Genomic DNA, 26,041 nt, shown 5'->3' on the forward strand with positions numbered 1-26,041 from the left:
CTATCCTGCATACTCAATTAACCTCAACAGAACTTTCTGAGTGAGGTGGCACTCATTTTAAACAATGTGAACAGACATTGTGTTTAACGTTCAGGGTTATGAGGAAAAATTCATGTTGTTAGGTCAACTCAATGCGCTAGCAAGTCCGCTTTCGCAAGAGCAAGTACAAAAGCTACAAGGTTTAGTGGCTGAGCTTAATCCAATTCAGCAAGCGTGGGTTAGCGGCTACTTAGCTGCTAATGCTAATTCTGCAGCGCTAGGCGCGCCAGCTTCAGGTGCGCCCGCAACCTCTGAGGCGGCAGCGTTGACCATTTTATATGGTTCGCAAACAGGTAATGCTAAAGCGGTGGCGACTAAACTTAAAGAGCAAGCTGAGTCTCGCGGCTTAGCAACAAAACTGGTTAGTATGTCAGATTACAAACCGACAGCCCTGAAAAAAGAAAAGTTTTTAACCGTGGTTGTATCGACTTACGGCGAGGGTGAGCCACCAGAAGATGCCGAAACACTGTATGAATTTTTAATTACTAAAAAAGCGCCAAAGCTTGATGGTGTCAAAGTTGCAGTATTAGGCTTAGGTGATTCTAGCTATGAATTTTTCTGTCAAACCGCTAAAGACTTTGAAGAGCGTTTAACTAAATTAGGCGCAGAGGTTATTCATCAACGTGCCGACCTAGACGTTGATTACGATGATGAAGCAGCCACTTGGATTGAAGGCGCACTAAATGCGTTTGAGCCAGATTTAAAAGCCCAGCAAAATGCCACAGGCGGTCAAGTTGTATCAATGCCATTTGGCGCGCCTACAGCAGCGGCTAGTCAGTACACAAAGCAAAATCCGTTTGCGGCAGAGCTAAGCTTAGTGCAAAAAATTACCGGTCGTGATTCAACCAAAGATGTACGCCATGTTGAAATTTCACTTGAAGGGTCAGACATTACCTATACACCTGGTGATTCATTAGGCATTTACTTTTTAAATGATGAAGTACGTGTAGATGAGCTACTAGCGCAAACGCAAATTGATCCTACTAGCCGCGTTAAACTTGGCGATGAAGAACTCAGCGTACGTGATGCCTTAATTGAAAAACTAGAGCTAACACAATCCTACCCTGGCTTTGTTGAAAAGTATGCCACCGCTACAGGCACGCCTGAGCTGCTTAAACTAGTAGAAGATAAAGGCGCAATGCGCGAATACATTGAGCCTCGCCAAATCTTTGATGTGGTTGCACAAAACCCAGCTAAATTAGAAGCGCAAACACTAGTTGATTGCCTGCGTAAATTACAAGCACGTTTATATTCAATTGCTTCTAGCCAAGCAGAGGTTGAAGATGAGGTGCATTTAACTATTGCATTAGTTGAGTTTGAAGCGTTTGGTACAGAGCATTTAGGTGGTTGTTCAGGGTATTTAGCACGCCGCGCTGAAGAAGGCTGTAAAGTAAAAGTGTTCAGTGAACATAATGATAACTTCCGCTTACCAGTAAACGATGACACACCGATTATTATGGTTGGACCAGGTACTGGTATTGCGCCATTTCGCGCCTTTTTACAAGAGCGTGATGCACGAGAAGCAACAGGTAAAAACTGGCTATTTTTTGGTAACCCACACTTTACTCAAGACTTCTTGTACCAAGTAGAAATTCAAGGGTACTTAAAGTCAGGTTTACTAAGTAAGGTTGATGTGGCGTTTAGTCGTGACCAAGCAGAAAAAGTTTATGTACAAGATAAGTTACGTAAAAACTCAAAAGAAGTGTTTGATTGGTTAGAAGCGGGTGCTCATTTTTATGTGTGTGGCGATGCAAACCGCATGGCAAAGGATGTACATAATGCCTTAGTTGATATCATTAGCGAAAACACTGGTAAAAGCTATGAAGATGCAGAGCTTTATTTAAAAGACTTACGAAGCGCAAATCGCTATCAGAAAGACGTGTACTAAGTACACATTGCTTACTTTATAACAAAGCAACGCTAACAGCCGTCACTGTAACAAATTTAGGATTAAACATGAGCGAACAAGATAAAAACGTAAAGCTTTCTGATAACGAGCGTTTGAAAAGAGAAAGCAACTTTTTACGTGGCACCATAGAGCAAGATTTAAAAGACGAGATCACCGGTGGTTTTACCGCTGATAATTTTCAGTTAATTCGTTTTCACGGCATGTACCAGCAAGATGACCGCGATATACGTCCTGAACGTGCTAAACAAAAGCTAGAACCACTGCATAATGTGATGCTACGCGCACGTATGCCTGGCGGTATCATTAAGCCAGAGCAATGGCTAGCAATTGATAAGTTTGCTGGTGATAAAACCAGTTATGGCAGTATTCGTTTAACTACTCGCCAGACATTTCAGTTTCATGGTGTATTAAAACCCGAAATTAAAGGTATGCACCAATTACTTAATAGCGTGGGTATTGATTCAATTGCCACCGCCGGTGACGTGAACCGTAATGTGTTATGTACTACCAATCCGGTTGAGTCTGAGTTACATCAAGAGGCCTATGAGTGGGCGGCAAAAATCTCTGAGCACTTATTACCTAAAACGAAGGCATACGCTGAAATTTGGCTTAATGGCGAAAAGTCTGAAACCACAGAAGAGCCTATTTTAGGTTCAACGTATTTACCGCGTAAGTTTAAAACCACAGTGACGATCCCACCTAATAATGAGGTGGACGTACATGCTAACGATTTAAACTTTGTGGCGATTGCTGAGGGTGGCAAACTGGTTGGTTTTAACGTACTTGTGGGTGGTGGTTTGGCTATGACCCATGGCGATACAGCAACCTATCCACGTAAAGCGGACGACTTTGGCTTTATTAGCCTAGAAGACACGTTAAAAATTGCTGAGCACGTGGTATCTGTTCAGCGTGATTGGGGTAACCGCTCAAATCGTAAAAATGCAAAAACTAAATACACTCTCGATCGTGTTGGCACTGAAGTATTTAAGGCCGAAGTTGAAAAACGCGCAGGCGTGAGCTTTGCACCAAGCCGCCCTTATGAGTTTACTCACCGAGGGGATCGTATTGGTTGGGTCGAGGGCATTGATGGTAAGCACCACTTAACCCTGTTTATTCAAAGTGGTCGTATTTTAGACTACCCTGATAAGCCGCTTAAAACAGGGTGTCGCAAAATTGCAGAAATTCATCAAGGTGATTTTCGCATGACGGCAAATCAAAACTTAATTATTGCCGGTGTACCGGCCGATCAAAAAGCAGTCATTGAAGAAATAGCCCGTAACCATGGTTTGATTGACGATAAAGACACTGAACAACGCAAAAATTCAATGGCGTGTGTGGCATTACCAACCTGCCCATTAGCCATGGCCGAAGCTGAGCGTTACTTACCGAGTTTAATTGAAAAAATAGAAGGCTTATTAACCAAGCATGGGGTGCCAAATGACAGCATTATTATGCGTGTGGTTGGTTGCCCGAATGGCTGTGGTCGTGCCATGCTAGCAGAAGCTGGATTGGTCGGCAAAGGCCCTGGTAAGTATAACGTTTATCTAGGGGGTAACACTGAGGGCACGCGTATTCCTAAGCTTTACCTTGAAAACGTTGGCGAAGAGGTTTACTTAGAAGCATTCGATAAACTCATTGGGCAATGGGTTAGTGAACGTAATGGTGGCGAGTGTTTTGGTGATTTTGTTATTCGCAAAGGTATTGTTGCAGAAGTAAAAGTATCTGTTACCGATTTTTACGCATAATTTAAAAGCAGCGCAAAGCGCTGGTGAGGTTTAAAGTTGACCATGAGTGAATTTAAAAACATATTACAGCTAGATAAGCAAAGCCAACAGGCGATGTTAGCTGATGCGAACGGTTTGCTGGCTGACATGAGCGCAGAGCAGCGCGTTGCATGGGCGCTAGAGCACTTGCCTGACACCGCGTTTTTATCATCGAGTTTTGGTATTCAAGCCGCAGTAATGTTGCATTTAATGACATCACAGCGCCCCGATATACCTGTGGTATTAACAGATACTGGCTACTTATTTCCAGAAACCTATCAGTTTATAGAGCAAATGACTTCGCAGTTATCACTTAACTTAAAAGTGTATAAAGCGCAGCTCAGCCCTGCATGGCAAGAAGCTAAATTTGGAAAATTATGGGAGCTAGGTGAGGCAGGCATTAAGCAATACAATCAGCTTAATAAAGTAGAGCCCATGACACGCGCTTTAAAGGAGCTGAATGCGAGCACTTGGTTTAGTGGTCTACGTCGAGATCAATCCTCAAGCCGTGCTGAAAAGCAAGTACTAGAAATAAGTCGAGGTACGGTAAAAGTGTACCCCATTATTGAATGGAATAATCGCGATGTATATCAATACCTAACAAAGCATAATTTGCCATACCACCCATTATGGGAGCAAGGCTATGTGTCGATGGGGGATGTACATACTACGCGCAAGTTAGAGCCGGGTATGAGTGAAGAGGAAACCCGCTTTTTTGGTTTGAACCGTGAGTGTGGCTTACATATTGATGGTGATGGAATTTAATTACTTTATTATTCAAAGCTATAAAATAAAAAAACGCAGCCTTTGCTGCGTTTTTTATTGTTTAATATTTGCTGAATTGATTCTTTTTTATTATATTGGTTGTGATGATGGATTAAACACACAGCAGGAACGCTATGAAATACTTCACCTATTTAGCAATGTCAGTGATGATAATTTCTGTTACCTTATTGTTTTTTATTAAAAAACCCAATGGCCAGCCTTGGCTAAGTACCTCTGTTATTTACAGTGAATCAATAGAGATTAAAGATGAAATGGTAGCGCTTTCATCTGGTGCGTTAGATAGCATTACCTTAGCAATTACCACCGCGAGTGAAAAAATCACTGGTGCTACTTTTGAGCTAGAAAATCCTAAGCCAATTTATAAATGGCAAGACGGGCAAGGACAGTGGCATTTCTCAGATGTACCAAACAAAAATGGTAAAAGCGAAGTGGTAAAGCTTAATCCCGCCGATATCAATGTTGTGGTTGCAGAAGATACCGCCATTTTGAGTGGCAGTGCTAAATCAGCAGCACTGCCTTTTCCTCAGCGAGCGCCTGAGATATATAACAGTGAATCAATTAATAAACTGTTTGAAGATGCTGAAAAAGCCAAAAAGAGAATAGAGCAACGCAGTAAAGAGGTCGAAAGTTTTAGCGGCTTTTAGTTTTGGGGTGTTTTTGCTGTGTCTTCAAATAACGCTTTTCTGCTTCCATTAATAATATGGTTAAGTAGATTTTAGTAGGCAATGATAAAAGCACGCCAATTGCAATACAGGCAGCTGCAGTAATAATACCTTTAATGCCGTACTGGTTGGTAAAGTAGCTCGATACAATTAAACCATGGCCTGTCACTATTAAGCATAACCCAAGCAAAATCGATGTTTTAAGTAGTCTAATTATTACAATTGAAGACATAACGGCCTCTGCGCAGCGTGTCTTCTTAGTGTATGGAGTCTTTATAAAGCGATATTGATTTAGCGCAAGCATCCATTAATAATATAAAAAAGCCCAGCTCATTACTGAGCTGGGCTGCATTTTCGTTTTAAGTTGTTAGTCGAGCATATTGCGTAGTACGTACTGCAAAATACCACCATGTTTGTAGTAGTCCCACTCTTTCGGAGTATCAATACGCACATCGGCACTAAAGCTAACTTGTTTACCTTCACTGTTAGTGGCAATAACACTGACTTCGTCGGTTTTATCGTATAACCCTTGAATATCAAATTGTTCTTGCCCAGTTAAGCCTAGTGACTCATGGCTTTCACCTTCTTTAAATTGTAAAGGAAGTACGCCCATACCAATTAAATTAGAGCGGTGAATACGCTCATAGCTTTGTGCTATCACAGCTTTAATACCGAGTAATAATGAGCCTTTTGCAGCCCAATCTCGTGAGGAGCCGGTACCATATTCTTTACCTGCTAGAACCACTAAGGGTGTTCCACTTTCTTGATATGCCATTGCCGCATCATAAATACTTTCTAGCTTATCGTCAGGTTGAGTACGCGTTACACCACCCTCGGTTCCGGGAGCTAGTAAGTTTTTAAGGCGCACATTTGCGAACGTCCCGCGCATCATTACTTCGTGATTACCACGGCGAGAACCATAAGAGTTAAATTGTGCTTTTTCAACCCCATTTTCTTGGAGGTAAAGCCCTGCGGGTGCCTCTGCCTTAATTGCACCTGCTGGTGAAATATGATCGGTAGTCACCGAGTCACCTAGTTTAGCTAGACAACGCGCACCCTCAATAGTTGGAATGCCCGGTGGTTCAACACTCATACCATCAAAGAAAGGGGCTTTTTTAATATAAGTCGAAGCACTGTCCCAATCGTAAAGTTTACCATCAGGTATTTGAATTTTTTGCCAGCGACTGTCGCCATCGTAAACATTGGCGTAGCTTTTTTCGAACATCTCTTTAGTTACCGTACTTTTTACTAGTTCACTTACTTCTTTAACGCTCGGCCAAATATTTTTAAGGTAAATATCGTTACCATGCTTATCTTGCGCGAGTGGCTCGTTGTACACATCAATATCGGTTCTACCCGCTATGGCATAGGCAACCACTAAAGGAGGCGACGCTAAAAAGTTCATTTTAACATCTTGATGTATGCGCCCCTCAAAGTTACGGTTACCCGATAAAATTGAGCTTACAACTAATTTATGCTTTTGAATCGCCTCACTAATTTCATCGGCTAGTGGACCTGAATTACCAATACATGTGGTACAGCCATAACCAACTAAATTAAAGCCGAGTGCATCTAGGTCATCCATCAACCCTGCCTTTTCAAGGTAATCGGTGACCACTTGCGAACCTGGCGCAAGTGAGGTTTTAACCCAAGGTTTTACGTTGATACCTAATTGACGTGCTTTTTGCGCTACTAAACCAGCAGCTAAAATAACACTTGGATTAGATGTGTTTGTACAGCTAGTGATTGCAGCAATAACACAGGCACCGTCATTTAACTCAAATTCTTCCCCATTAAAGTTTACTTTTGCTGCGCCCATAAACTGCGCTTCATCGGTAGGCTCATCAGGGTTGGTAGTAGGGCCTTCACTTTCAATGCGAGCTTGCTCTTCGTCACTTTTATCACGTTTAGCCATACGCTCGTCTTGGAAATCTTTTAAATGCTGACCAATAACATCGCCCGCTTTGTCCAGAGTAATTCTGTCTTGCGGACGTTTTGGGCCTGCAAGGCTAGGCACAACATCATCTAAAGTTAGCTCTAGCTTATCGGTATAATGTGCTTCGTCGCCATCGTTACGCCATAAGCCTTGGTGTTTAGCGTAATCTTCAATCAGTTTAAGCTGCTTCTCATCACGATTAGTTAAGCGTAAGTAATTAATCGTTTCATCATCAATAGGGAAAATACCACAGGTTGCGCCATACTCTGGCGCCATATTAGCGATAGTTGCTCTATCGGCAAGTGGTAAGTCGGCAAGGCCGTCACCATAAAATTCAACAAACTTACCTACCACACCGTGGTTACGCAGCATTTCAGTAACGGTAAGTACTAAATCGGTTGCTGTAGTGCCTTCAGGTAAGCGACCATTTAATTTAACACCCACAACCTGTGGAATGAGCAAGCTAATAGGTTGACCAAGCATGGCGGCTTCGGCTTCAATACCGCCTACACCCCAGCCAAGTACGCCTAAACCATTAATCATCGTTGTATGAGAATCCGTACCGACTAGTGTATCTGGGTAGGCTAATGATTTGCCGTTTTTTGTATCATTAAATACTACACGAGCTAAATATTCTAAATTAACTTGGTGAACTATACCGGTTGCAGGTGGTACAACTTTTAAGTTATCAAATGCGGTTTGTCCCCAACGTAAAAATTCGTAACGCTCTTTGTTACGCTCATATTCTAATTTTGAATTTAAGTCGAATGAGCCATCTTTACCGTAACCATCTACTTGCACCGAGTGATCGATTACCAACTCTGCAGGAGAAAGCGGGTTTATTTTTGCAGGATCACCACCGAGCTTTTCCATTGCATCGCGCATGGCGGCTAAATCAACAATTGCAGGGACACCAGTGAAATCTTGCATTACTACGCGGGCTGGAGTAAACGCCACCTCGGCAGAGGGCTTCGCTTTTGGATCCCAATCTAAAAGTGCCTGAATATCTTGCTCTTTAATATTCACACCATCTTCGTTACGCAGTAAGTTTTCTAGTAATACTTTTAACGAAAAAGGCAGGCGTTTGGCTTTGTCGCCAAGCCCCATAAGCGAGTTGATATGATATTGCTCGCCATTGATAGTGAGCTGTTGTTGGGTGTCGAAACTATTTTTCATTATTTGTCCCTTCAATAAATTAGATTAATATTCTTGTAAAAGTGACCTCTGTAGTGATTTGCAAAGTGTGTACCATGATAAAAAATACCATGTGGTGTAATTTATTTTGGCCTTTATTAAATTAGAGATGAAGGCCAAAAGTTAAAATTCAAGGGATACTCTGAGTAATAATTGGCCACAAAACTAAACTCAAAAAAGTGCTATTTAAAGTAATCCTGTTGTTTTAAATGGAAACTTAAATACACCAATGCAATCGCAATTATGGTGACTGCAATAGGCATAAGAATAGCGCTAATACCAAACAAGTTGATGCTATTAATAATCATAAAATTATAGTATTGCTGAGCTAAAATCGCTGCCAAAGAGATTATTAATGTTATTGTGGCTAGTGACTTTTTGAATAACAAAAGTACGCATCCTAATGCGCCGCCAAATACCGCAATAGCAAACGCTAAAGTAGCCCATAGAGGTTGGCTGTTATAAGCAAGTTGTTGTTCTTCAGGTAGTTTACTTATCATCTCTGGAGAGAGAAACAGCTGCATGACAAATGCAAGAATACCTAATATGTTCCATAATAAGGCAGTAATAAGTACGGGTTTTATCCAGCGGTTTGAGGTGTTTTCTGACATGTAAGCATCTATTTTTTATTATTGGTATTCTATTAAAGAATAAAAAAGCCAGTGATGCAAACTGGCTTTTAATAACACATATAACTTAAGCAAATGTTAGCCAAATGAAATAGGGCGACGACCCGTTTTTTCATCAACTTTAGGCTTTTTAGTGCGTTTGCGTTTATTTTTAGCCGGCTCTGTTGTTGCTACTGGCGCGGCTTTTTCTGCTGTAACTGTTTCATCAATAACTGGACGTTCTGCTGGAGTGGCATCTTCACTTAACGTTAATTGAAACAACTCGCCATCAAATGCAAGTACATCACCGCTGTATAATTTTTTCCGTTTGATTGTACAAATTTCATGGTTAACACCGACATAGCCTTCGCTAATTAGGTTTTTTGCTTGACCACCACCTTCAACAAGATCTAATACCTTTAATAATTTGCACAGCTCTATAGGCTCTTCTTCTAACTCAACTTCTATATATTCTTCGTTCATCATGTTTCTCAGTGGGGGTGGTATTAGCTGTAGTATAAAGGCTCAGTGGCTATTTTGCACCAAAGTGAGCTTGTTAGGTGAGTTGATTATGTGATTTTTTATGAAACTTTTTATCTCTTTTTATAGTCTTTAAAAAAACTGAAGTAATTCAGGGTTAAGCTTCACGCGAAAAAAATTACACATTGGCGCGCTAGTTGCCAATATCGGCCGTATAAGAGATTGAATATAAATAATGGAGTAAAACATGGGCATAAGATTAGCGATGAAAAAAGAGCTAATGGGCTTAGAGCATTCAGATCTGTTAACCGCTGATGATGTAAGAGCGCATCTAGCACAACAGGTAAAAGAAGACACTGAACGTGGCTTTTCAGTTATCTCTAAGTTTAACGATACCCATAGCCAGCTAACTAGCGGGCTTAAAACCAAACAAAGTGAGCTAGTATTTGAGCGTCATCGGTTATTTAATGAAGTGCTGTACAAACGTCAGAGTGTCGATGCATGGCTAAATAACCAGACTTCAGGTTAAACAGCCAAATAAATTAAGTTGCGATTTTAAATCACTCCTTTAGACTACACTTGTAATCAACGGGGGTGATAATGAAAAATGGAATTTTAGCGTGTGCACTCATGCTATTGTTGAGTGCATGCCAACAGCCTACAGTGTATATATTTAGTAAAGGTTTATCGGACTCACAGCGCCAGCAGTTAGAGGCCGCACTCAAAACACAATCCCTACCTTACGAATATGTTGAACACGACATCCCTCGGGAATTTGGCGTAGCTACTTTACTATTATCAAATGATAGAATTTTACGCCAAGAAACAGAGCAGTTAGCTACTATTATGCAGGGGTTAGGTTATCAACCCGAAATTAGCTACACCACACGCGCAAATCACTTTTATGGTGATGGTAATATTGGCTTTTATCTAAAAAATACTAATGCGGATGACGCTTTTACCATGCCTTCTCGGTTGCGAACAACCCAGTGCGAAAAAGGTGAGTTTAATGACCTAGCCGTAACCTTTACTGATCAACATGCTGAGTTCACATTAATCAGCGGCGCAAAAGTCACATTGAAATGGGAATATTTATACGGCTATTTGGTTATTTACTACAGCAATTATTCACAAACCTACACTCACTCACAGCCATTGGTTGAGACTCCTTTTGGCGACAAACCATCAGACACATATACCATAACAGCTCATGTAAATAAGCCAGGCTGGCTTAATTGCTCAATGCAGGTTGTTTATATGGATTAAGTTAACTGTTAACCGTGCTCTTCTATATGCTCCGAGAGTTTTGCAATGCGCAGGCTCATACCTTCAATAATACGGTCTTTAATTTTTTCGCGTATGACATTAGGTAGGCGGGTGAGAGCATCGGCAGTAATAGCCAGTACTATGGCGCTTTCTTTGGCGCGTGCATTAATACTGCGCTCTCGGTTATTAATAAATGCACCTTCACCAATAAATTCGCCAGGCTCTATACTACCCAGTTCCAGCAGGTGATTGTGTTTAAACACCATTAAAGATCCACTGAGCACAATAAACAGTCGCTTGTCATTATCAAATTCTTTAAATAAAAACTGATTTTTATTTATTAAATAAAGTAAACCAAATGACTCAAGCAAAATCTGGCGCTCATTGAGTGTGAATTCTTTAAAAAAATCTAAGCGATTTATAATTTCCATTTGCTTAAACAAAGGGATGTTTTCAATTAACTTCATTAATAACCTAGGACGCTAGTCTTATAAAATATCAGCTAATATTGCGCTCTTTTAATTTTCGGGTCAACGTATTGCGACCCCAACCAATTTTTACTGCGGCTTCTTGTTTATGGCCAGAACAATTAGCGAGGGCTGTTTTGATTAAGCGGGTTTCTAGCTGGGCTTGAATATCCGGCCAAATATTTTCTTTACCTTGTTTAAATTCTTGATTAAGCCACTGCTGAAATGAATCTAGCCAATCGCCTTCTTGGGTTGCGGCGGCATTATCAATAATTTCAGGAGGTAAATCTTGCTCGCCAATCAGCTCTCCAGGCGCCATAACGGTTAACCAGCGGCAGGTGTTTTCAAGTTGACGAACATTCCCAGGCCAATTAAATAAACACAGTTGCTTAATCGCTTTAGGGCTTAATACTTTGCTATCTACTTGCAGGTCTTTTGCACTTTTATGTAAAAAGTGTAGCGCTAAGCGCTCTATATCTTCGGGACGCTCGCGTAAAGCAGGTAAACGCAGGCGAACCACGTTTAAACGATGAAATAAATCATCCCTAAACTTACCTTGTTTTACCAGCTCTTCTAAATTTTGATGGGTGGCAGCAATAATGCGTACATCTACTTTTATACTTTGATGACCCCCCACGCGATAAAATTCGCCATCGGCTAATACGCGTAATAAGCGGGTTTGTACATCCAGTGGCATATCACCGATTTCATCCAAAAATAAGGTACCGCCATTAGCTTGTTCAAAGCGGCCTTTACGCACGCTATCGGCCCCGGTAAAAGCGCCTTTTTCATGGCCAAATAATTCAGACTCAACTAACTCTTTAGGAATAGCCGCCATATTAAGGGCAATAAATTGATTTTCTTTACGCGGGCTGTGGTTATGCAAAGCGCTGGCAACCAGCTCTTTACCAGTACCTGACTCACCGTTGATGAGTACGCTCATACTTGATGCTGACAGCTTACCTATAGCACGAAACACTTCCTGCATAGCCGGGGCTTCGCCAATAATATGGGCACTTTTTGGCGGGGCGGTTTTTCGTTTGGTTTTTTTGGTCGAATTAGCACGATAGGCGCTTTCCACCAGTGCAACCGCTTCATTTAAATCAAACGGTTTAGCTAAGTACTCAAATGCGCCTTTTTGGAATGCATTAACGGCTGAATCAAGGTCTGAGTGGGCGGTCATAATGATCACAGGTAGCCCTGGCGTTTGCTCTGCTATTAGCTCAAGTAATGCCATACCGTCCATGCCAGGCATTCGTACATCGGAAATTAATACGCTAGGTTGACTAAATTTTAGCGCGTTAAGTACATTTTGCGCATCTGCAAAACTTTCTACTTCAAACCCTGCGCGAGTCAGTGCTTTTTCTAGTACAAAGCGAATTGAGGCATCATCATCTACAAGCCAAGCTGTTTTCATGCAAACTCCAAAGTATTAATCTGTAAACGGCAGATAAATATTAAATTCAGTATGTCCCGGCCAACTATCACATTCGATATAGCCGTCATGTTGATCAATCAAGGTTTGCGCTATAGATAATCCAAGTCCTGAGCCACCTTCTTTATTGGTGGTCATAGGGTAAAATAAGGTGTCGCGTAAATTGGCATCAATACCCGGGCCGTTATCCATGACTTGAATAAGCAGTGCCTTTTTAGGGGCTTTGCCAGGACGACGATGCTGGTAATTAATCCGCGTTTTTATTTTTATTTCGCCACCATCTACCAATGCTTGTTGTGCATTACGCACAATGTTTAGCACTACTTGTTGAACTTTGCTCTGATCAATATAAACATCAGGAATACTCGGGTCGTAGTCTTTAACTAACCTAATATCGCGGTTGTTATCTAAGGTACTGAGTTTTACAACCGACTCTAATGTTTGATGTATATTGCCATACGATTTTTGCGGTAGCTGATTAGGCCCAAGGAGCCTATCAACTAATTCACGTAATCGATCGGCTTGTTCAATTATCAGTTCTGCACATTGATCTCTTTCTTGCTGATCACCTTCATACTGCAATAATTGCGCCGCCCCGCGAATTCCACCCAGTGGGTTTTTAATTTCATGGGCTAAACCGCGAATTAAGTTGCGTGCAGCTTGGTATTGATGCATTTGATTTGAGACTTGATCGTGCTTTATTTCGTCATCAGTTTGTCGACATTCAAATAAAATATAAAAGGTATCGTTATGCTTTATTCGTCGTGTGCTGACCGCTAACTTTGCATGGCGAGAATCGATAAACACCACGTCAGCTCTATGCTGGTGGCAGTCTACACCATCAACTAACGAATACTGTGCAATACGTTTTAAGTCGATAGAGTGGTAATTGAATAAGTCGTCGAACGCTTGCCCGAGTAGGCGCTTTTCGCCTAAACCAAGTAATTCACTAGCACTGGTGTTGGCGTAAATAAGCGTAAAGCTTTCATCAAGTAACATCAGGGCGGTGGTTTGGTTTTGCCAAATTATATTTAGTAGCTCTGGGCTAAAATGTGTCTTATTAATCATTATTGCACCATTTTAGTGCGCCTGGGGAGGTAGGCAAGGTTTTTAGTAAAATATACGCTAATTATACGTATTTAACTGCAATTACCGACCTATATTAAGGCCTTTACGATGCATAAAAAATACACTTTCAGGGCTAGTTGCAATTACTTGGTTTTGTTTATTATAAAGTTTAACTTGCAGTGTATGTTGGCCGCGTTCTACATCTCTTAACGCCAGGGTGGTGGTATCACTGGGTTCACCAATAGCAATGCCATTTAAAAACAAGCCAATAGTAAATCCAGCTTCAAAGCGAGGAGCGATCTGAGTTGAAACGTACACTGAACCGGTGTTTTCTCTTATAGTTTGGTTGGGCTCTGGTGATGTAATACTAATTTTAAACTTGACCGCTGTTTTAGTCGGTGAAGTATCAAGAATGTCAGTATTTGTTGCAGGCATGTTTAAGTGTTGGCTGGTGAGCTTAACCTCCTTGGCGCCAGGTTGAGGGGTATCTGAAAAAACCAGCACACCATTTTTGTCTTTCCATGCATAAATTTTTTTATTGCTTGCATGGCTATTAACACTTAACACTAAAGCTATTAATAGCAACAAAACCTTACCTACCATCCTGCCACCCTGCATTGTTTAAACTTACTTCACTTTAGTGTAGAACCGTTAAATTTGCCATAAAAAAAGCCCGCAAAGCGGGCTTAAAACACACATTATTTATCGGTTAATAAATTAACAGCTGTAGTACATTTCAAACTCAACTGGGTGAGTCGTCATGTTAAGTTTTTCAACTTCTTTTGACTTAAGTGCAATGTAAGCATCAATTAGGTCATTAGTGAATACGCCACCTTGGTTTAAGAACTCACGGTCTGCATCTAATGCTGCTAGTGCTTCATCTAGTGATGCTGCCACAGTTGGAATTTCTGCTGCTTCTTCAGCTGGTAAGTCATATAAATCCTTATCCATGGCATCGCCAGGGTGGATTTTGTTTTTAATTCCGTCAAGGCCAGCCATAAGCATTGCAGAGAAAGCAAGGTATGGGTTAGCAGTTGGATCTGGGAAGCGTACTTCAATACGGCGACCTTTTGCAGATGGAACCACTGGAATACGGATTGACGCTGAACGGTTACGTGCAGAGTATGCAAGCATTACCGGTGCTTCAAAGCCAGGCACTAAACGTTTATACGAGTTAGTTGACGCGTTAGCAAAAGCGTTGATTGCTTTAGCATGTTTGATGATACCGCCAATGTAGTAAAGCGCGTCTTCAGAAAGGCCGCCGTACTTATCACCTGCGAATAAGTTTACGCCGTCTTTAGCTAAAGATTGGTGACAGTGCATACCAGAACCGTTATCACCAACAACAGGCTTAGGCATAAAGGTTGCTGTCTTTCCGTATAAATGAGCCATGTTATGGATAACATATTTCATTTCTTGGATTTCATCTGCTTTTAAAACCATAGTGTTAAAGCGAGTTGCGATTTCATTCTGACCGGCAGTCGCCACTTCGTGGTGATGCGCTTCAACAACTTGGCCCATTTCTTCTAACACTAAACATGTTGCAGAGCGCCAATCTTGGAAGTCATCTACTGGTGCAACTGGGAAGTAACCGCCTTTAACACCTGGACGGTGGCCTGTGTTGCCATCTGCATATTCTTTATCTGAGTTCCAAGCTGCTTGCTTAGAATCAATTTTATACATTGAACCTGACATGTCAGATTTGTATTTAACGTCGTCAAATACGAAAAATTCTGGTTCTGGACCGAATAAAACGGTGTCAGCAATACCGGTAGAACGCATGTACTCTTCAGCGCGTTTAGCTACTGAGCGAGGGTCGCGCTCATAACCTTGTAATGTAGAAGGCTCAACCACGTCACAACGAACGATAAGTGTTGTTTCTTCTGTGAAAGGGTCAAGCTTGATTGAATCTGCATCAGGTAGTAATACCATGTCTGATTCATTAATGCCTTTCCAGCCAGCAATTGAAGAACCGTCGAACATTTTTCCATCTTCAAAAAAATCTTCATCAACTTGATGATGAGGAATAGAAACATGTTGCTCTTTACCTTTTGTGTCAGTAAAGCGTAAATCAATGAACTTAACGTCATTTTCTTTAATAAAATCTAAAACCGATTGTGACATGTGTCCTCCAACTATTGGGTTTTATTATTGCTGCTTAGATACTTTAAATACCTATAAGCTGATTTTGTGCCACTATTATAATTTGTTGTTTTTTATGTGAAAATATATAAACAGTATAAAGGCGGCATAGATTAAGCACTGTTTTGGTGCGTAATAATTCCAAAACGGTGCAACATTTACAGGGTTATAATTGCTTGCAAATTAATCACCTTAGACTAACACAAAGAAAATGCAAAATACGCAGTAAAGTCGCTTTAAATTAATCCAAAACCACCTTTTGAGATTAATTTATAAAAATTAATCATCAAAATTAATTTTTTTAAAACAAAGAGTTAATTATTTTATTGCGAAAGTTTGAAATTTTATTTTGGATAAACTTTCATCCATTCCATTTATAGGGGATAATATGCGCCCTTTTAAATCCTATGCTGGGACATCTCGTGAAAGCGCAGGTGAGAACGTATAGCCCCTGCAGGATCAATGAGATTCAATTTCTCTGAGTGAACATATGAGTATCGAAAAGTTAAGAAATATAGCAATTATCGCCCACGTTGACCACGGTAAAACAACACTGGTTGATAAACTACTTGAGCAATCAGGTACATTAGAAACACGCGGCGGTAATGAAGAGCGCGTGATGGATTCAAACGACATTGAAAAAGAACGTGGTATTACCATTTTAGCGAAAAACACCGCTATCTCTTGGAATGATTACCATATCAATATCGTAGATACTCCTGGACACGCCGACTTCGGTGGTGAAGTTGAACGCGTACTTTCGATGGCTGACTCAGTACTACTACTTGTTGACGCTCAAGAAGGCCCAATGCCACAAACGCGTTTCGTAACGCAAAAGGCATTCGCGCAAGGCTTAAAGCCAATCGTTGTTATCAATAAAATTGATAAGCCAGGTGCTCGCCCTGATTGGGTTATGGATCAAATCTTTGATTTATTCGACAATCTAGGCGCAACTGATGAACAGTTAGACTTTAAAGTAATCTACGCATCAGCAATCAATGGTTGGGCTACATTAGATTTAGACGAAGCATCAGATAACATGGAACCTATGTTCAAGATGATCGTTGACGAAGTATCACCACCGGATGCAGATCCTGAAGGTGACTTCCAAATGCAGATTTCACAGCTTGATTACAACTCTTATAAAGGTGTAATTGGCATTGGTCGTATCAAACGCGGTTCAGTTGTACCTAACCAACAAGTTACGATTATTAGCGCTGACGGGTCTAAACGTAACGGTAAAATTGGTTCAGTACAAAGCTACTTAGGTCTTGAACGTATTGAAACTGATAAAGCTTACGCTGGTAACATCGTAACGGTAACGGGTCTTGGCGAGCTTAAGATTTCAGATACGCTTTGTTGTCCTAACAACGTTGAAGCATTACCTCCATTAAGTGTTGATGAGCCAACAGTAACGATGACGTTCTCTGTAAATAACTCACCTTTCTGTGGTAAAGAAGGTAAGTTTGTAACATCACGTAACATTCGTGAGCGTTTAGACAAAGAATTAGTACACAACGTTGCACTTCGCGTTGCAGATACAGATAACCCAGATAGCTTCCGTGTATCGGGTCGTGGTGAATTACACCTAGGTATCTTAATCGAGAACATGCGTCGTGAAGGTTATGAGTTAGCTGTATCTCGTCCAGAAGTTATCTTACGTACTGTTGATGGTGTGTTAGAAGAACCGTATGAAACACTAACTATTGACTGTGAAGAAGCGCACCAGGGTTCTATCATGGAGCAAATTGGTCTTCGTAAAGGTGAACTTACTGACATGGCCCCAGATGGTAAAGGCCGTATGCGTTTGGACTTTATGATCCCAAGCCGTGGCTTAATCGGTTTCCAAACTGAGTTCATGACATTAACGTCGGGTTCTGGTTTACTTTACCATACGTTCGATCACTACGGTCCGCACAAAGGTGGCGAGCTAGGTGTTCGTAAGAACGGCGTAATGATTGCAAACGCAACAGGTAAAGCACTTACTAACGCATTATTTAACTTACAAGAGCGCGGCCGTTTATTTATCGGTCACGGTGTTGAAGTTTATGAAGGTATGGTTATCGGTATTCATAGCCGTGATAACGACCTTACAGTTAACGCGCTTAAAGGTAAGCAACTTACTAACGTTCGTGCATCTGGTACAGATGAAGCACAAACACTTACACCAGCACTTAACTATTCACTTGAGCAAGCGCTTGAGTTTATTGCTGATGATGAGTTAGTAGAAGTTACACCTGAGAACATTCGTATTCGTAAGCGTCATTTAACTGAAAATGAGCGTAAACGTGCGGGTCGTGCTCCTAAGTCATAATCTATTAATTTAGAACAATGATTTTAAAAGCCGCTGTATTGCAAAATACAGCGGCTTTTTTGTGTTTGAAAACAAGCGCTGTTAGCTATAAGTCGTCAGCTGTCAGATTAGAACAGTGTTATTGGGTAGCTTGGTTGTTAATATGGCTATTGGGTGAAAGCCGCTAGACTTTATAAACCATGCAATACAATCTTTTCATCTAAAAGCGCAGCGCCTCTATCCGCTTTGTAGATAATTTACTTAAAAAATCTTTATACAAAGAGAAGAGAATGAGAAGTAAAAGAGTAAGAGCTAAAACAACTGATAATGTAAAACCCCTATTTTTTTTGGTTTCGTTGCGCTCAACCCAACAAAAAGGCCAGTTCGCTAACTTCATCACTTTTTCGGTAGTAGAGTGATTTTTCCAAACACATCAGCATCTATATAGCCAAGGTTGCGACTGCCGTTAACAGGCTGTACTTCATGTGAACCCATGAAGTGCTCACGAACTTTACTGCCGTCGTTATCGCAATATGCGAGCATAAAGCCGACTACTTGCTTTGGCGTTAATTTAAGCGGAGTGTTTTGTGCGCCTTGTTGGAAATCGTTTGGGTAGAGTTTTATCGCCACTTCCCACGTGATGTTATAGGGCGCAGTGGTATTGCGTTTCCAGTTACTAACTAAGTGGTCGGTATATAAATGCGCTTTTTTATCAGGCCCATAATCGGCTGCTTGGTTATCAAGGCCAATATGATAGGCAAACGCGGTATGATTAAACTGATGATTACCACCCGATGCGTCACTATCTATAAACACTTCTAAGGCATCATCGTCCCAGTATTTATCCGTTGGATCTGGGTGAGTATCAATAAGCACATCATCACTAATGTCTGCTTGTAAATACAAGTAGTTTTCATCCCACAAAAGACGATAGCGACCTTTAAAGTCAACATCTGATGAGGGAAGTGTACCATCCATTAGGTGTGGCATAGAGTGCCATGTGGCGCTATTCCATGCACTTTCAGAAACACCATCAATAGTTATAGCTGTTGGTGTATGACTAACGTCAATAGCCATGAGTGGCTGGGCAAAAAGTAAACTAAAAGCGAGTAGTGTTTTTTTCATTAATCATCTCATCAATTAAGGATGATTTAGCTTGGCTTAAATAGCTATTAAAAACAATCTCATAGTCTACTTTTATACTAACTTATTGTGCCTGCTATGCTGTCTTTTAATGCCAGCATTAATAAATGCGCACTTTCTCCAGACATTTTAAAAGGATTAAAATCAATGGAGCCTGAAAATTTGAGATTCAGCGATTCGGTTAGCTTAGATTGCGGTACATAGCCCATTGACCATTTTTCAAACTCTCTCTCGGGAATTTGGGTATAGTTGAGCATAATTACATTGTGGTGACGCTTGTCGTTTAATATTTGTTGATAGGTATTATTTACAGCCGTTCTGGAGCCTTCAAGGCATTGTAAAAAGTAATCATTGCTAAAACATAACATGCCGGTGACGTTTGTTTTTACATTGTAGGTTCGGGCACTTTGTAAGATACTTTCTATATCTTCAGGCCCAAAACCACTACTTATTTTACTGGCGTAAATGAGTCGCACAAGAAACATAAAATCTCCTCACTATTTAGTTAATTAAACATAGTTCAGCAGAGAAGTTATTGCTAATTATGTAAATGACTGATTAAAGTTTAATACTTTCACCTTCATTTAAAATATACAGGGGTATTTTCGAGTCCATTTTTTTATGCATATGTAATAAACGCAGTAAAGCGGAGTGACTCGTGCGATCGCCCATTTTCCATGTTGAGTTACCATATCCCCAAGGTATCATTATTTTGCAGTTGAGCTCCTGTGCTGCTGTTAGAGCATCTTCTGGAGTTGTATGAACGTAACGATACCAGTTAGGGTTATCTTCGCTGTAGTAAGACGCTATCGGCATTAAGCACACATCAATATCGCCATATTTTTGCTGTATATCGCTGAAGTGTTTTGAGTAGCCAGTGTCGCCTGCAAAAAATAAGGTGCTGCCATTTTGTTCAAGTAGCCAGCCATTCCACAGATCTTTATCGTTGTCTTCATAAATAAAGGGCACTAACACACGGCTGCTAAAGTGGTGTGCAGGTAGCGCATGAATAGTTAAATCATCAATTTTAGTACTTGCATACCATGCCATTTCGCTAATATTAAAGCCATCACTAGGAAAATTATCAGCCATGCCAAGAGGTGTTAAATAACGCGGTTGGCGGCCTATTTCCTCAATATCTGCTTTATTAAAATGATCGTAATGAAGGTGAGAGTAAATAACCGCATCTAAATGGGTAAGCTCGTCAGATGTTAGCCAATCGCCAGGTTGTCGATAAATACCACCTGCGAGCTTAAAGCCCAGTGCTACAGGTGAATCGAATTGCGCTTTTACAGGATCAAAGACCACTTGCTGCCCGTTAGGGGTGCTGATCATAAACCCCGCATGGCCTAGCCAACGAACGGTGTAATTTGTGTCTAGTTTTGGGTTTGGCTGTTTCTCTTGATACTGGCATTGTTCACCCTCGGTTTCGCAGAGAACGTTGATGTGTGCAGGATAACAATCATTTTCACAGCTGATAGGGTAGCTTTTTTTACCAGGATAAAGGTTATGATAGCGACCCCTATGCTCACCGTGTTGATTTAGTGGAACAAGGGTATCTGGACCTGCAATAACATTAACATTATTCGCTGTGCTACAGGCCACCAGAAGGCTGTAGACAAAGGTTAAACAGAGCGTATATGGTTTCATGGTTTTTAATTATTATTTTTAACTTGCTGAAAGTGTAACAAAAGCGGGACATTAAAAAAGTATAAAAAGTAACAAAAATGTGTATAAAAAAGCCCGCTATTTTTAGCGGGCTTAGAGTAAATGCTAATACGCTTCTTAGGCTTTATTCATTTGCTCAATAAACTTATTTGAGTCTTCAATCGATTTATTCATATCATTCATGAGTAACTGAATATCACGTTTTAAGTTAGTAAATTCCCCTTTAATAGCGGAAACTGCCTGTGCATTTAAGTTGTGTTTTAAATACAGTACATTATCTTTTAGTGATGACAGCACGGGTTCCATTTTACTTTCAGCACTGCGCATTGAGCGAAGTAACTGACTAAACTGGCGCTGAGTTGCAGCTAGTTTTTTACTGCTTTGGCGCTTAAGTGAGGCGCTTTTGTATTGCTCTAGCTCATCGCTCCACTCATCAAACAAGGCATCGGCAACATCTTCTACTTTATTTATGTTACTTGATACTTCGTTTGCCGCCGCTAAGCTCGACTCGTAATCGTCATTAAGTTGATTGTAAGCATCTTGTAATTCGCCACCATCAAAATTAATTAACGTAGTAAGGCGTTCGAGTGCTGATTGAAATTCTTGTTGCGACTCTTGTTGTGAGTCTTTTGTTTCTTCAACGCGGTCAATTAAAATGTCACGTTTATGAACACCTACTTTTTCCATTGCCGAATAATAAGCAGACTGACAACCAGACAGCATCAGCATTAACGAGAGTATGGCTGTCCCTAATAATGTTTGTTTTTTCATCTGAATTCCTATTTACGAGTGTTAATGCTGTAAATTATGGCCTTGATTGTTATTATAATCAAAAGCTCACCAACAAAGTTAATTGTATGAATGATAAGCTCTCCCATTATAAACAGCAAGTTAAGGTGTTTCTAAAACAGCAACCAGGCTGGTGGATGCAATATTTAAATCGCTGTATAGACGATCAAATAACCATTAATGCAGGGTATTTAGCATACGTTACCTTGTTGTCGCTAGTTCCGTTGATAGCGGTTGGTGTAGCAATATTCTCTGCTTTTCCAGGGTTTGAATCCACCCGTTTAGCCATTGAAAGTTTTTTATTTACTAATTTTGTGCCAACCTCTTCTGATGTTATTAAAGAGCATATTAGCTCGTTTGCTGGTAATGCTAATCAAATGACGGCGGTAGGTATTGGCTTTTTAGCCGCTATTGCCTTGCTATTGATCCGCAATGTGGATGCGACTCTCAATCGTATTTGGCGAGTAAAGAAAAAGCGCCCAATGATGATATCGTTTGCTGTGTATTGGATGGTACTGAGTTTGGGGCCTGTACTACTGGGTGCGAGTATTGGTGTCACCTCTTATATTGTGTCGTTAGTGTCGTTTGCCGATCAGGGGATCCCTGGGTTCAGTGGTTTTTTATTAAAACTACTCCCTTATGCTATTTCTATGGCTGGTTTTATTATGTTGTATACCTTAGTGCCGAATACACGAGTTTCATTTAGGGCGGCTATTCCCGGTGCACTGTTTGCTGCATTGTTATTTGAGTTAACCAAAAAAGGCTTTGCTTTATATATTAGCCATTTTCCATCATATGAAGTGATTTATGGTGCGGTAGCGACCATTCCTATTTTGTTTGTATGGGTGTACTTGTCGTGGGTAGTGGTGCTACTAGGTGCTGAATTTACCGTGTGTATTAACATGCAACATTATAATAAAAAAGAGCAACAAGCAGAGGATAGTGAATAAATGCAGGGGCTAATTCAACGGGTAACACACGCCAGTGTGGCAATAGAGCAACAGGTCGTTGGTGAAATAAAACAAGGTATTGTATTACTGCTAGGTATTGAAAAAGAAGACGATGAGCGTGTTGCTGATAAACTACTACACAAAGTCAGCAATTATCGAATTTTTAGTGATGAACACGATAAAATGAACCTCAGCCTGAAGGATATACAAGGCGAGCTATTAGTCATATCGCAATTCACACTTGCAGCTAATACCAAAAAAGGCATGCGTCCTAGTTTTTCATCGGCAGCCACACCAGATCAAGCGCAAACCTTATATAATTACTTTGTCGAGCAAGCCAAATTACTCGGAATTAAGGTAGCGACAGGTGAATTTGCAGCCGACATGCAGGTTAGCTTATGTAACGATGGGCCGGTTACCTTCAACTTAACCGCTTAAAGTGTTTTTTCTACAATCACAATGTGATTTACAAATCCGGTGATCTTTTTAATACTAACAGTCTCCCCAAATACGCGCTTCAGTACAAGTTGTAGCTGTGTAAGTTGGGAGGCATGTTGCGATAAAAAGTTAATAAATAAGATGCCCCGCTGAGCAAGCGCATCATAAATTGTTTGATAAAAACATAGATCAAATAAGAATCTAGGGGCATCGAGTTCACTAAATAAATCTAAAATAATCCAATCTATATTCACCGCTGACTTTAAAACTGTTTGTGCGTCTTTACAGTAAATTTGGCCCTGTTCATTAAGGGCGAAAAAATCTTGATAACAGTCAATTATATGAGGGTTTTTTTCTACTGAAGTCAGCTGCGCTTGAGGGTACTGTTTTAATAAGTAGTTACGTATAGCACCGCCACCTAAACCGAGCTCAAGTATTTTTTTAGGCGCTGGTCGTTGCTGCCAAACCGTTGCTAAATAGGCAAGGTGAGGAAACAGTAATACTTGTGGACTCCGGGTTAAAATAACTGATTGCAAGGTGTTGTTAATAAGTAGCCAGCGCAGCTGTTGATGCTCTCGAACTTGTATATTTATGCCATGTTGATTATGCCAATAAAGTAACTGGCCTAGCGATGTACTATGCTCAATAAAGTGCCTGCTGATCAGGCCACTGCTATCATGGATATATTTATTCATGGTATTGAGCATAAACCAGCAGCGGTAAAGCGCAATCGATTTTGTCATTAATTTTTTACAGTCATTTATAGGAAACCAAAGTCGTATTTGCAGTTTTACCCAGATCGAGTATGGTGTTTTTCACAAAATGCACAGCGTAATATTTTTACATTTTTAATTTATGGAGTCTGTATGTTTCAAGTGAGCACCCCTCAAAGTAGTGAAGACTGGCAAGCCTATTATCAATTACGCTGGCAAGTTTTACGTGCACCATGGGGCGAACCTCGTGGTTCTGAGCAAGACGATTTAGAGCAAGAAGCTGAACACCGCTTTATTAAAAATAAAGCAGGTGAAGTATTGGGTGTAGCGCGTTTGCACTTTAATAACCAGCAACAAGCTCAAGTACGTTATATGGCGGTTGCAGAAGGTAACCGCAATCAACATATTGGTAGCCGCTTGTTACATGAACTCGAAAAAATAGCGTGGAATCAAGATGCTGATGAGTTGGTGCTGTTTGCTCGCGAACGTGCTCTGGAATTTTATCAGCGCCATGGCTACGAAAATAAAGAAAAAGCGCATTTAGCCTATGGTGATGTTCAGCATTATAAAATGGTTAAGCTTAAGCCGAGTGAACCAGGTTGGTTTCGTCACCCTAATTGGACTCAAGTACTGCAAAATACATGGCGTGAATCAATCCCTATTAGTGATGCAATGGGGATAAAAGTAGAAAGCTACACTGATTGGCAATTTACTACTCGGGCAGATTTAAATGCTAACTTAAACTTACACAACACCATGTTTGCGGGCTCTATTTATAGCCTAGCTACATTAACGGGTTGGGGTGCAACGTATTTAGCATTAAAAGAAGCCGGACTTGAGGGCAATATAGTGTTAGCCGATGCTAATATTAAATATTTAAAACCACTGAATACCGACCCTAAAGGCTGTGTTGATATTCAAACCTGTAAAGGTAACTTAATGGAGTTACAAGAGGCGGGTAAGGCGAGCTATTTAGTACCAGTAACCATTTTTGATGGTGACCAAGTAGTTGCCCAGTTTGAAGGGCAGTTTGTGGTTAAAAAGTGATAAAATAAACGAAAAAGCCAAGCGAGTTGCTTGGCTTTTTTTATAAGCATTTTTTACAGCAAGTCAGTTAGTAATATACCGACACCAAAGCGTTCAATATCGGCGTTATAGTCTATTAAACTCTCACCATAGCCATTAAAGTACTGCGCATAGCCGCGTACTCTTCCCCATAGAGGGAATGACCAATCAAGCTGAATTGCCCCGCGGTTATCTGAATTTAAATTATTACGAGTCATAAAACTAAATTCATGATCGTGAAAGCGATACGCGCCATCAAATTCAAAGTAACCCATGTATTTATAGATATCAGGGTTATCGTCACCTCGTGCATCTAACGGCGCGGGCTTTTTGTTTTCAGGAATGCGATACCAAGGTTTAAAGCTAAATACAAAGCCGTCTTTTTCCCAAATGAAATCGGCATAAATGCGATTCCAAGAACGCGAGTTTGGCTGACTACGACCATTAGATTGGTGCGAAATACCAATGGCTATTGCCATTTCATCGCCCCATAAAACGTTTTCAGGGTCTAAGTAATTAATCCAAAATACTTCTGGTTCGTAATTTGTCTCACGAAAAGGGGAGGAAATATCGTCGTTATATACTTGCCAGTATGACTGCAGCGTAAAGCCAAAAAATATGGCTTGGTCTGAGTCGGCAAACTCATCATATAAAGGTACTTTAATTGATAGCTGATATTTAGCTTCGAGGTTATCGAGAGGGTCACCATCTTTTTTATCAGTTAATTCTGCAAATCCATCAAACGGGCGAGTGTTTGGGTTCGACATATAAGAAACCGGTAAAATATAATTACGTTTATGCGGTGTAATTACATTACGATTTTTTTTACCAACCGCTTCACGGGCTTGGCGTTTGTCGATAGCCGTTAGCTGCTTGTTTTCCTCAACGGCAGAGCATTTTTCGCGTAATTGATCGAGAGTTTGTTTACCGTCTCCACCTATCACTTCATTTAAAATACATTGCTTAACCAGCTCAAGTTCATTGTTTTGCTCGTTTTTTGCTGTTTCTTCAGCAATAACAGCAGTGCTTAGTAATGTTGAGAGTAGTATCCAGTGGCGCCAACTCATTATAATTCCTTTGTAAGTGAGGGAAGTAATAGATTTGTGGTAATTATAACGCCTTTTTAACACATATACGGTGAACTTGTCCTGAACTTTAATATGGCAAAAAAGAAAAGCGACCTAGGTCGCTTTTACTGGATAACTAGCTAATAACGCGCTAGTTAGA

25 protein-coding genes are annotated in these 26,041 nt (G+C 40.6%); 10 read left to right on the top strand and 15 right to left on the bottom strand.

The annotated features are described in order from the left end of the window. Window positions 1-112: 112 nt before the first annotated feature. The 4 genes from P20311_RS00320 (at window position 113) to P20311_RS00335 (ending at window position 5,141) form a co-directional block, all read left to right on the top strand. The gene (locus P20311_RS00320) at window positions 113-1,927 is read left to right on the top strand and encodes an assimilatory sulfite reductase (NADPH) flavoprotein subunit (RefSeq protein ID WP_008108364.1); all 1,815 of its coding nucleotides are present in this window, start codon (window positions 113-115) and stop codon (window positions 1,925-1,927) included. 68 nt (window positions 1,928-1,995) lie between these two features. Beyond that, on the top strand, window positions 1,996-3,693 hold the full coding sequence (cysI, locus tag P20311_RS00325) for an assimilatory sulfite reductase (NADPH) hemoprotein subunit (RefSeq protein WP_008108365.1): 1,698 nt from the start codon (window positions 1,996-1,998) through the stop codon (window positions 3,691-3,693). Between the two features lie 42 nt (window positions 3,694-3,735). Next, window positions 3,736-4,476, top strand: a complete 741-nt coding sequence (locus P20311_RS00330; protein ID WP_008108367.1) for a phosphoadenylyl-sulfate reductase — start codon at window positions 3,736-3,738, stop codon at window positions 4,474-4,476. Window positions 4,477-4,610: 134 nt separating this feature from the next. Continuing rightward, window positions 4,611-5,141 carry a DUF4124 domain-containing protein gene (locus P20311_RS00335; protein ID WP_008108372.1) on the top strand — a complete coding sequence of 177 codons (531 nt, stop codon included), beginning with the start codon at window positions 4,611-4,613 and terminating at the stop codon, window positions 5,139-5,141. On the opposite strand, the gene P20311_RS00340 is transcribed toward P20311_RS00335, so the two are convergent. From P20311_RS00340 to P20311_RS00355, 4 genes are all read right to left on the bottom strand, one after another. Next, entirely contained in the window at window positions 5,128-5,391 is a 264-nt protein-coding gene (locus P20311_RS00340; RefSeq protein ID WP_036934627.1) for a hypothetical protein, read from the bottom strand. The two genes, P20311_RS00335 and P20311_RS00340, sit on opposite strands and share 14 nt — an antisense overlap. A gap of 135 nt (window positions 5,392-5,526) precedes the next feature. Continuing rightward, entirely contained in the window at window positions 5,527-8,271 is a 2,745-nt protein-coding gene (gene acnA / locus P20311_RS00345; protein ID WP_008108376.1) for an aconitate hydratase AcnA, read from the bottom strand. A 200-nt stretch (window positions 8,272-8,471) separates the two neighbouring features. Next, window positions 8,472-8,900, bottom strand: a complete 429-nt coding sequence (locus P20311_RS00350) for a hypothetical protein (RefSeq protein ID WP_008108377.1) — start codon at window positions 8,898-8,900, stop codon at window positions 8,472-8,474. A 96-nt stretch (window positions 8,901-8,996) separates the two neighbouring features. Beyond that, window positions 8,997-9,380, bottom strand: coding sequence for an RNA-binding S4 domain-containing protein (locus P20311_RS00355; RefSeq protein ID WP_008108378.1), 384 nt, complete (start codon window positions 9,378-9,380; stop codon window positions 8,997-8,999). A gap of 244 nt (window positions 9,381-9,624) precedes the next feature. On the opposite strand from P20311_RS00355, the gene P20311_RS00360 reads away from it, so the two are divergent. Both P20311_RS00360 and P20311_RS00365 read left to right on the top strand, forming a co-directional pair. Then, on the top strand, window positions 9,625-9,906 hold the full coding sequence (locus P20311_RS00360; protein WP_008108379.1) for a hypothetical protein: 282 nt from the start codon (window positions 9,625-9,627) through the stop codon (window positions 9,904-9,906). A gap of 71 nt (window positions 9,907-9,977) precedes the next feature. After that, the gene (locus P20311_RS00365) at window positions 9,978-10,643 is read left to right on the top strand and encodes a hypothetical protein (protein WP_008108380.1); all 666 of its coding nucleotides are present in this window, start codon (window positions 9,978-9,980) and stop codon (window positions 10,641-10,643) included. A gap of 8 nt (window positions 10,644-10,651) precedes the next feature. On the opposite strand, the gene P20311_RS00370 is transcribed toward P20311_RS00365, so the two are convergent. The 5 genes from P20311_RS00370 to glnA form a co-directional block, all read right to left on the bottom strand. Further along, window positions 10,652-11,110 carry a Crp/Fnr family transcriptional regulator gene (locus P20311_RS00370; RefSeq protein WP_008108381.1) on the bottom strand — a complete coding sequence of 153 codons (459 nt, stop codon included), beginning with the start codon at window positions 11,108-11,110 and terminating at the stop codon, window positions 10,652-10,654. A 31-nt stretch (window positions 11,111-11,141) separates the two neighbouring features. Beyond that, window positions 11,142-12,527, bottom strand: a complete 1,386-nt coding sequence (gene ntrC / locus P20311_RS00375; protein WP_008108382.1) for a nitrogen regulation protein NR(I) — start codon at window positions 12,525-12,527, stop codon at window positions 11,142-11,144. Between the two features lie 15 nt (window positions 12,528-12,542). Beyond that, the gene (glnL, locus tag P20311_RS00380) at window positions 12,543-13,613 is read right to left on the bottom strand and encodes a nitrogen regulation protein NR(II) (RefSeq protein ID WP_008108383.1); all 1,071 of its coding nucleotides are present in this window, start codon (window positions 13,611-13,613) and stop codon (window positions 12,543-12,545) included. An 81-nt stretch (window positions 13,614-13,694) separates the two neighbouring features. Then, a complete protein-coding gene (locus tag P20311_RS00385; protein WP_008108384.1) occupies window positions 13,695-14,216 on the bottom strand; it encodes a DUF4124 domain-containing protein in 522 nt (173 codons plus the stop codon). Window positions 14,217-14,330: 114 nt separating this feature from the next. Next, window positions 14,331-15,737, bottom strand: coding sequence for a glutamate--ammonia ligase (gene glnA / locus P20311_RS00390; protein ID WP_008108385.1), 1,407 nt, complete (start codon window positions 15,735-15,737; stop codon window positions 14,331-14,333). Window positions 15,738-16,245: 508 nt separating this feature from the next. On the opposite strand from glnA, the gene typA reads away from it, so the two are divergent. Beyond that, entirely contained in the window at window positions 16,246-18,069 is a 1,824-nt protein-coding gene (gene typA, locus P20311_RS00395; RefSeq protein WP_008108389.1) for a translational GTPase TypA, read from the top strand. Between the two features lie 375 nt (window positions 18,070-18,444). On the opposite strand, the gene P20311_RS00400 is transcribed toward typA, so the two are convergent. The 4 genes from P20311_RS00400 to P20311_RS00415 all read right to left on the bottom strand — a co-directional run bounded on the left by P20311_RS00400 (window position 18,445) and on the right by P20311_RS00415 (window position 21,630). Beyond that, window positions 18,445-19,173, bottom strand: a complete 729-nt coding sequence (locus P20311_RS00400; protein WP_008108392.1) for a CBM9 family sugar-binding protein — start codon at window positions 19,171-19,173, stop codon at window positions 18,445-18,447. Window positions 19,174-19,250: 77 nt separating this feature from the next. Continuing rightward, window positions 19,251-19,676, bottom strand: coding sequence for a BLUF domain-containing protein (locus tag P20311_RS00405; RefSeq protein ID WP_008108394.1), 426 nt, complete (start codon window positions 19,674-19,676; stop codon window positions 19,251-19,253). A 73-nt stretch (window positions 19,677-19,749) separates the two neighbouring features. Beyond that, window positions 19,750-20,841 carry an MBL fold metallo-hydrolase gene (locus tag P20311_RS00410; protein ID WP_036934631.1) on the bottom strand — a complete coding sequence of 364 codons (1,092 nt, stop codon included), beginning with the start codon at window positions 20,839-20,841 and terminating at the stop codon, window positions 19,750-19,752. A 135-nt stretch (window positions 20,842-20,976) separates the two neighbouring features. Next, a complete protein-coding gene (locus tag P20311_RS00415) occupies window positions 20,977-21,630 on the bottom strand; it encodes a DUF2959 domain-containing protein (RefSeq protein ID WP_008108397.1) in 654 nt (217 codons plus the stop codon). 86 nt (window positions 21,631-21,716) lie between these two features. On the opposite strand from P20311_RS00415, the gene P20311_RS00420 reads away from it, so the two are divergent. Together P20311_RS00420 and dtd are read left to right on the top strand one after the other, a co-directional pair. Next, the gene (locus tag P20311_RS00420) at window positions 21,717-22,598 is read left to right on the top strand and encodes a virulence factor BrkB family protein (RefSeq protein ID WP_036984554.1); all 882 of its coding nucleotides are present in this window, start codon (window positions 21,717-21,719) and stop codon (window positions 22,596-22,598) included. Beyond that, window positions 22,599-23,036 (top strand): D-aminoacyl-tRNA deacylase, encoded by a 438-nt coding sequence (dtd, locus tag P20311_RS00425; RefSeq protein WP_008108401.1) that lies wholly within the window; start codon window positions 22,599-22,601, stop codon window positions 23,034-23,036. On the opposite strand, the gene P20311_RS00430 is transcribed toward dtd, so the two are convergent. Then, on the bottom strand, window positions 23,033-23,779 hold the full coding sequence (locus tag P20311_RS00430) for a spermidine synthase (protein ID WP_008108403.1): 747 nt from the start codon (window positions 23,777-23,779) through the stop codon (window positions 23,033-23,035). The genes dtd and P20311_RS00430 overlap by 4 nt on opposite strands. A 123-nt stretch (window positions 23,780-23,902) precedes the next feature. Here P20311_RS00430 and P20311_RS00435 point away from each other — a divergent pair, with 123 nt between their 5' ends. Further along, entirely contained in the window at window positions 23,903-24,796 is an 894-nt protein-coding gene (locus P20311_RS00435) for a bifunctional GNAT family N-acetyltransferase/hotdog fold thioesterase (RefSeq protein WP_008108405.1), read from the top strand. A gap of 53 nt (window positions 24,797-24,849) precedes the next feature. Here P20311_RS00435 and P20311_RS00440 read toward each other — a convergent pair whose 3' ends face one another. After that, a complete protein-coding gene (locus P20311_RS00440; RefSeq protein ID WP_008108407.1) occupies window positions 24,850-25,881 on the bottom strand; it encodes a phospholipase A in 1,032 nt (343 codons plus the stop codon). Window positions 25,882-26,041 lie beyond the last annotated feature (160 nt).

Source organism: Pseudoalteromonas sp. BSi20311 (assembly GCF_000239875.1).
GTDB lineage: Bacteria > Pseudomonadota > Gammaproteobacteria > Enterobacterales > Alteromonadaceae > Pseudoalteromonas.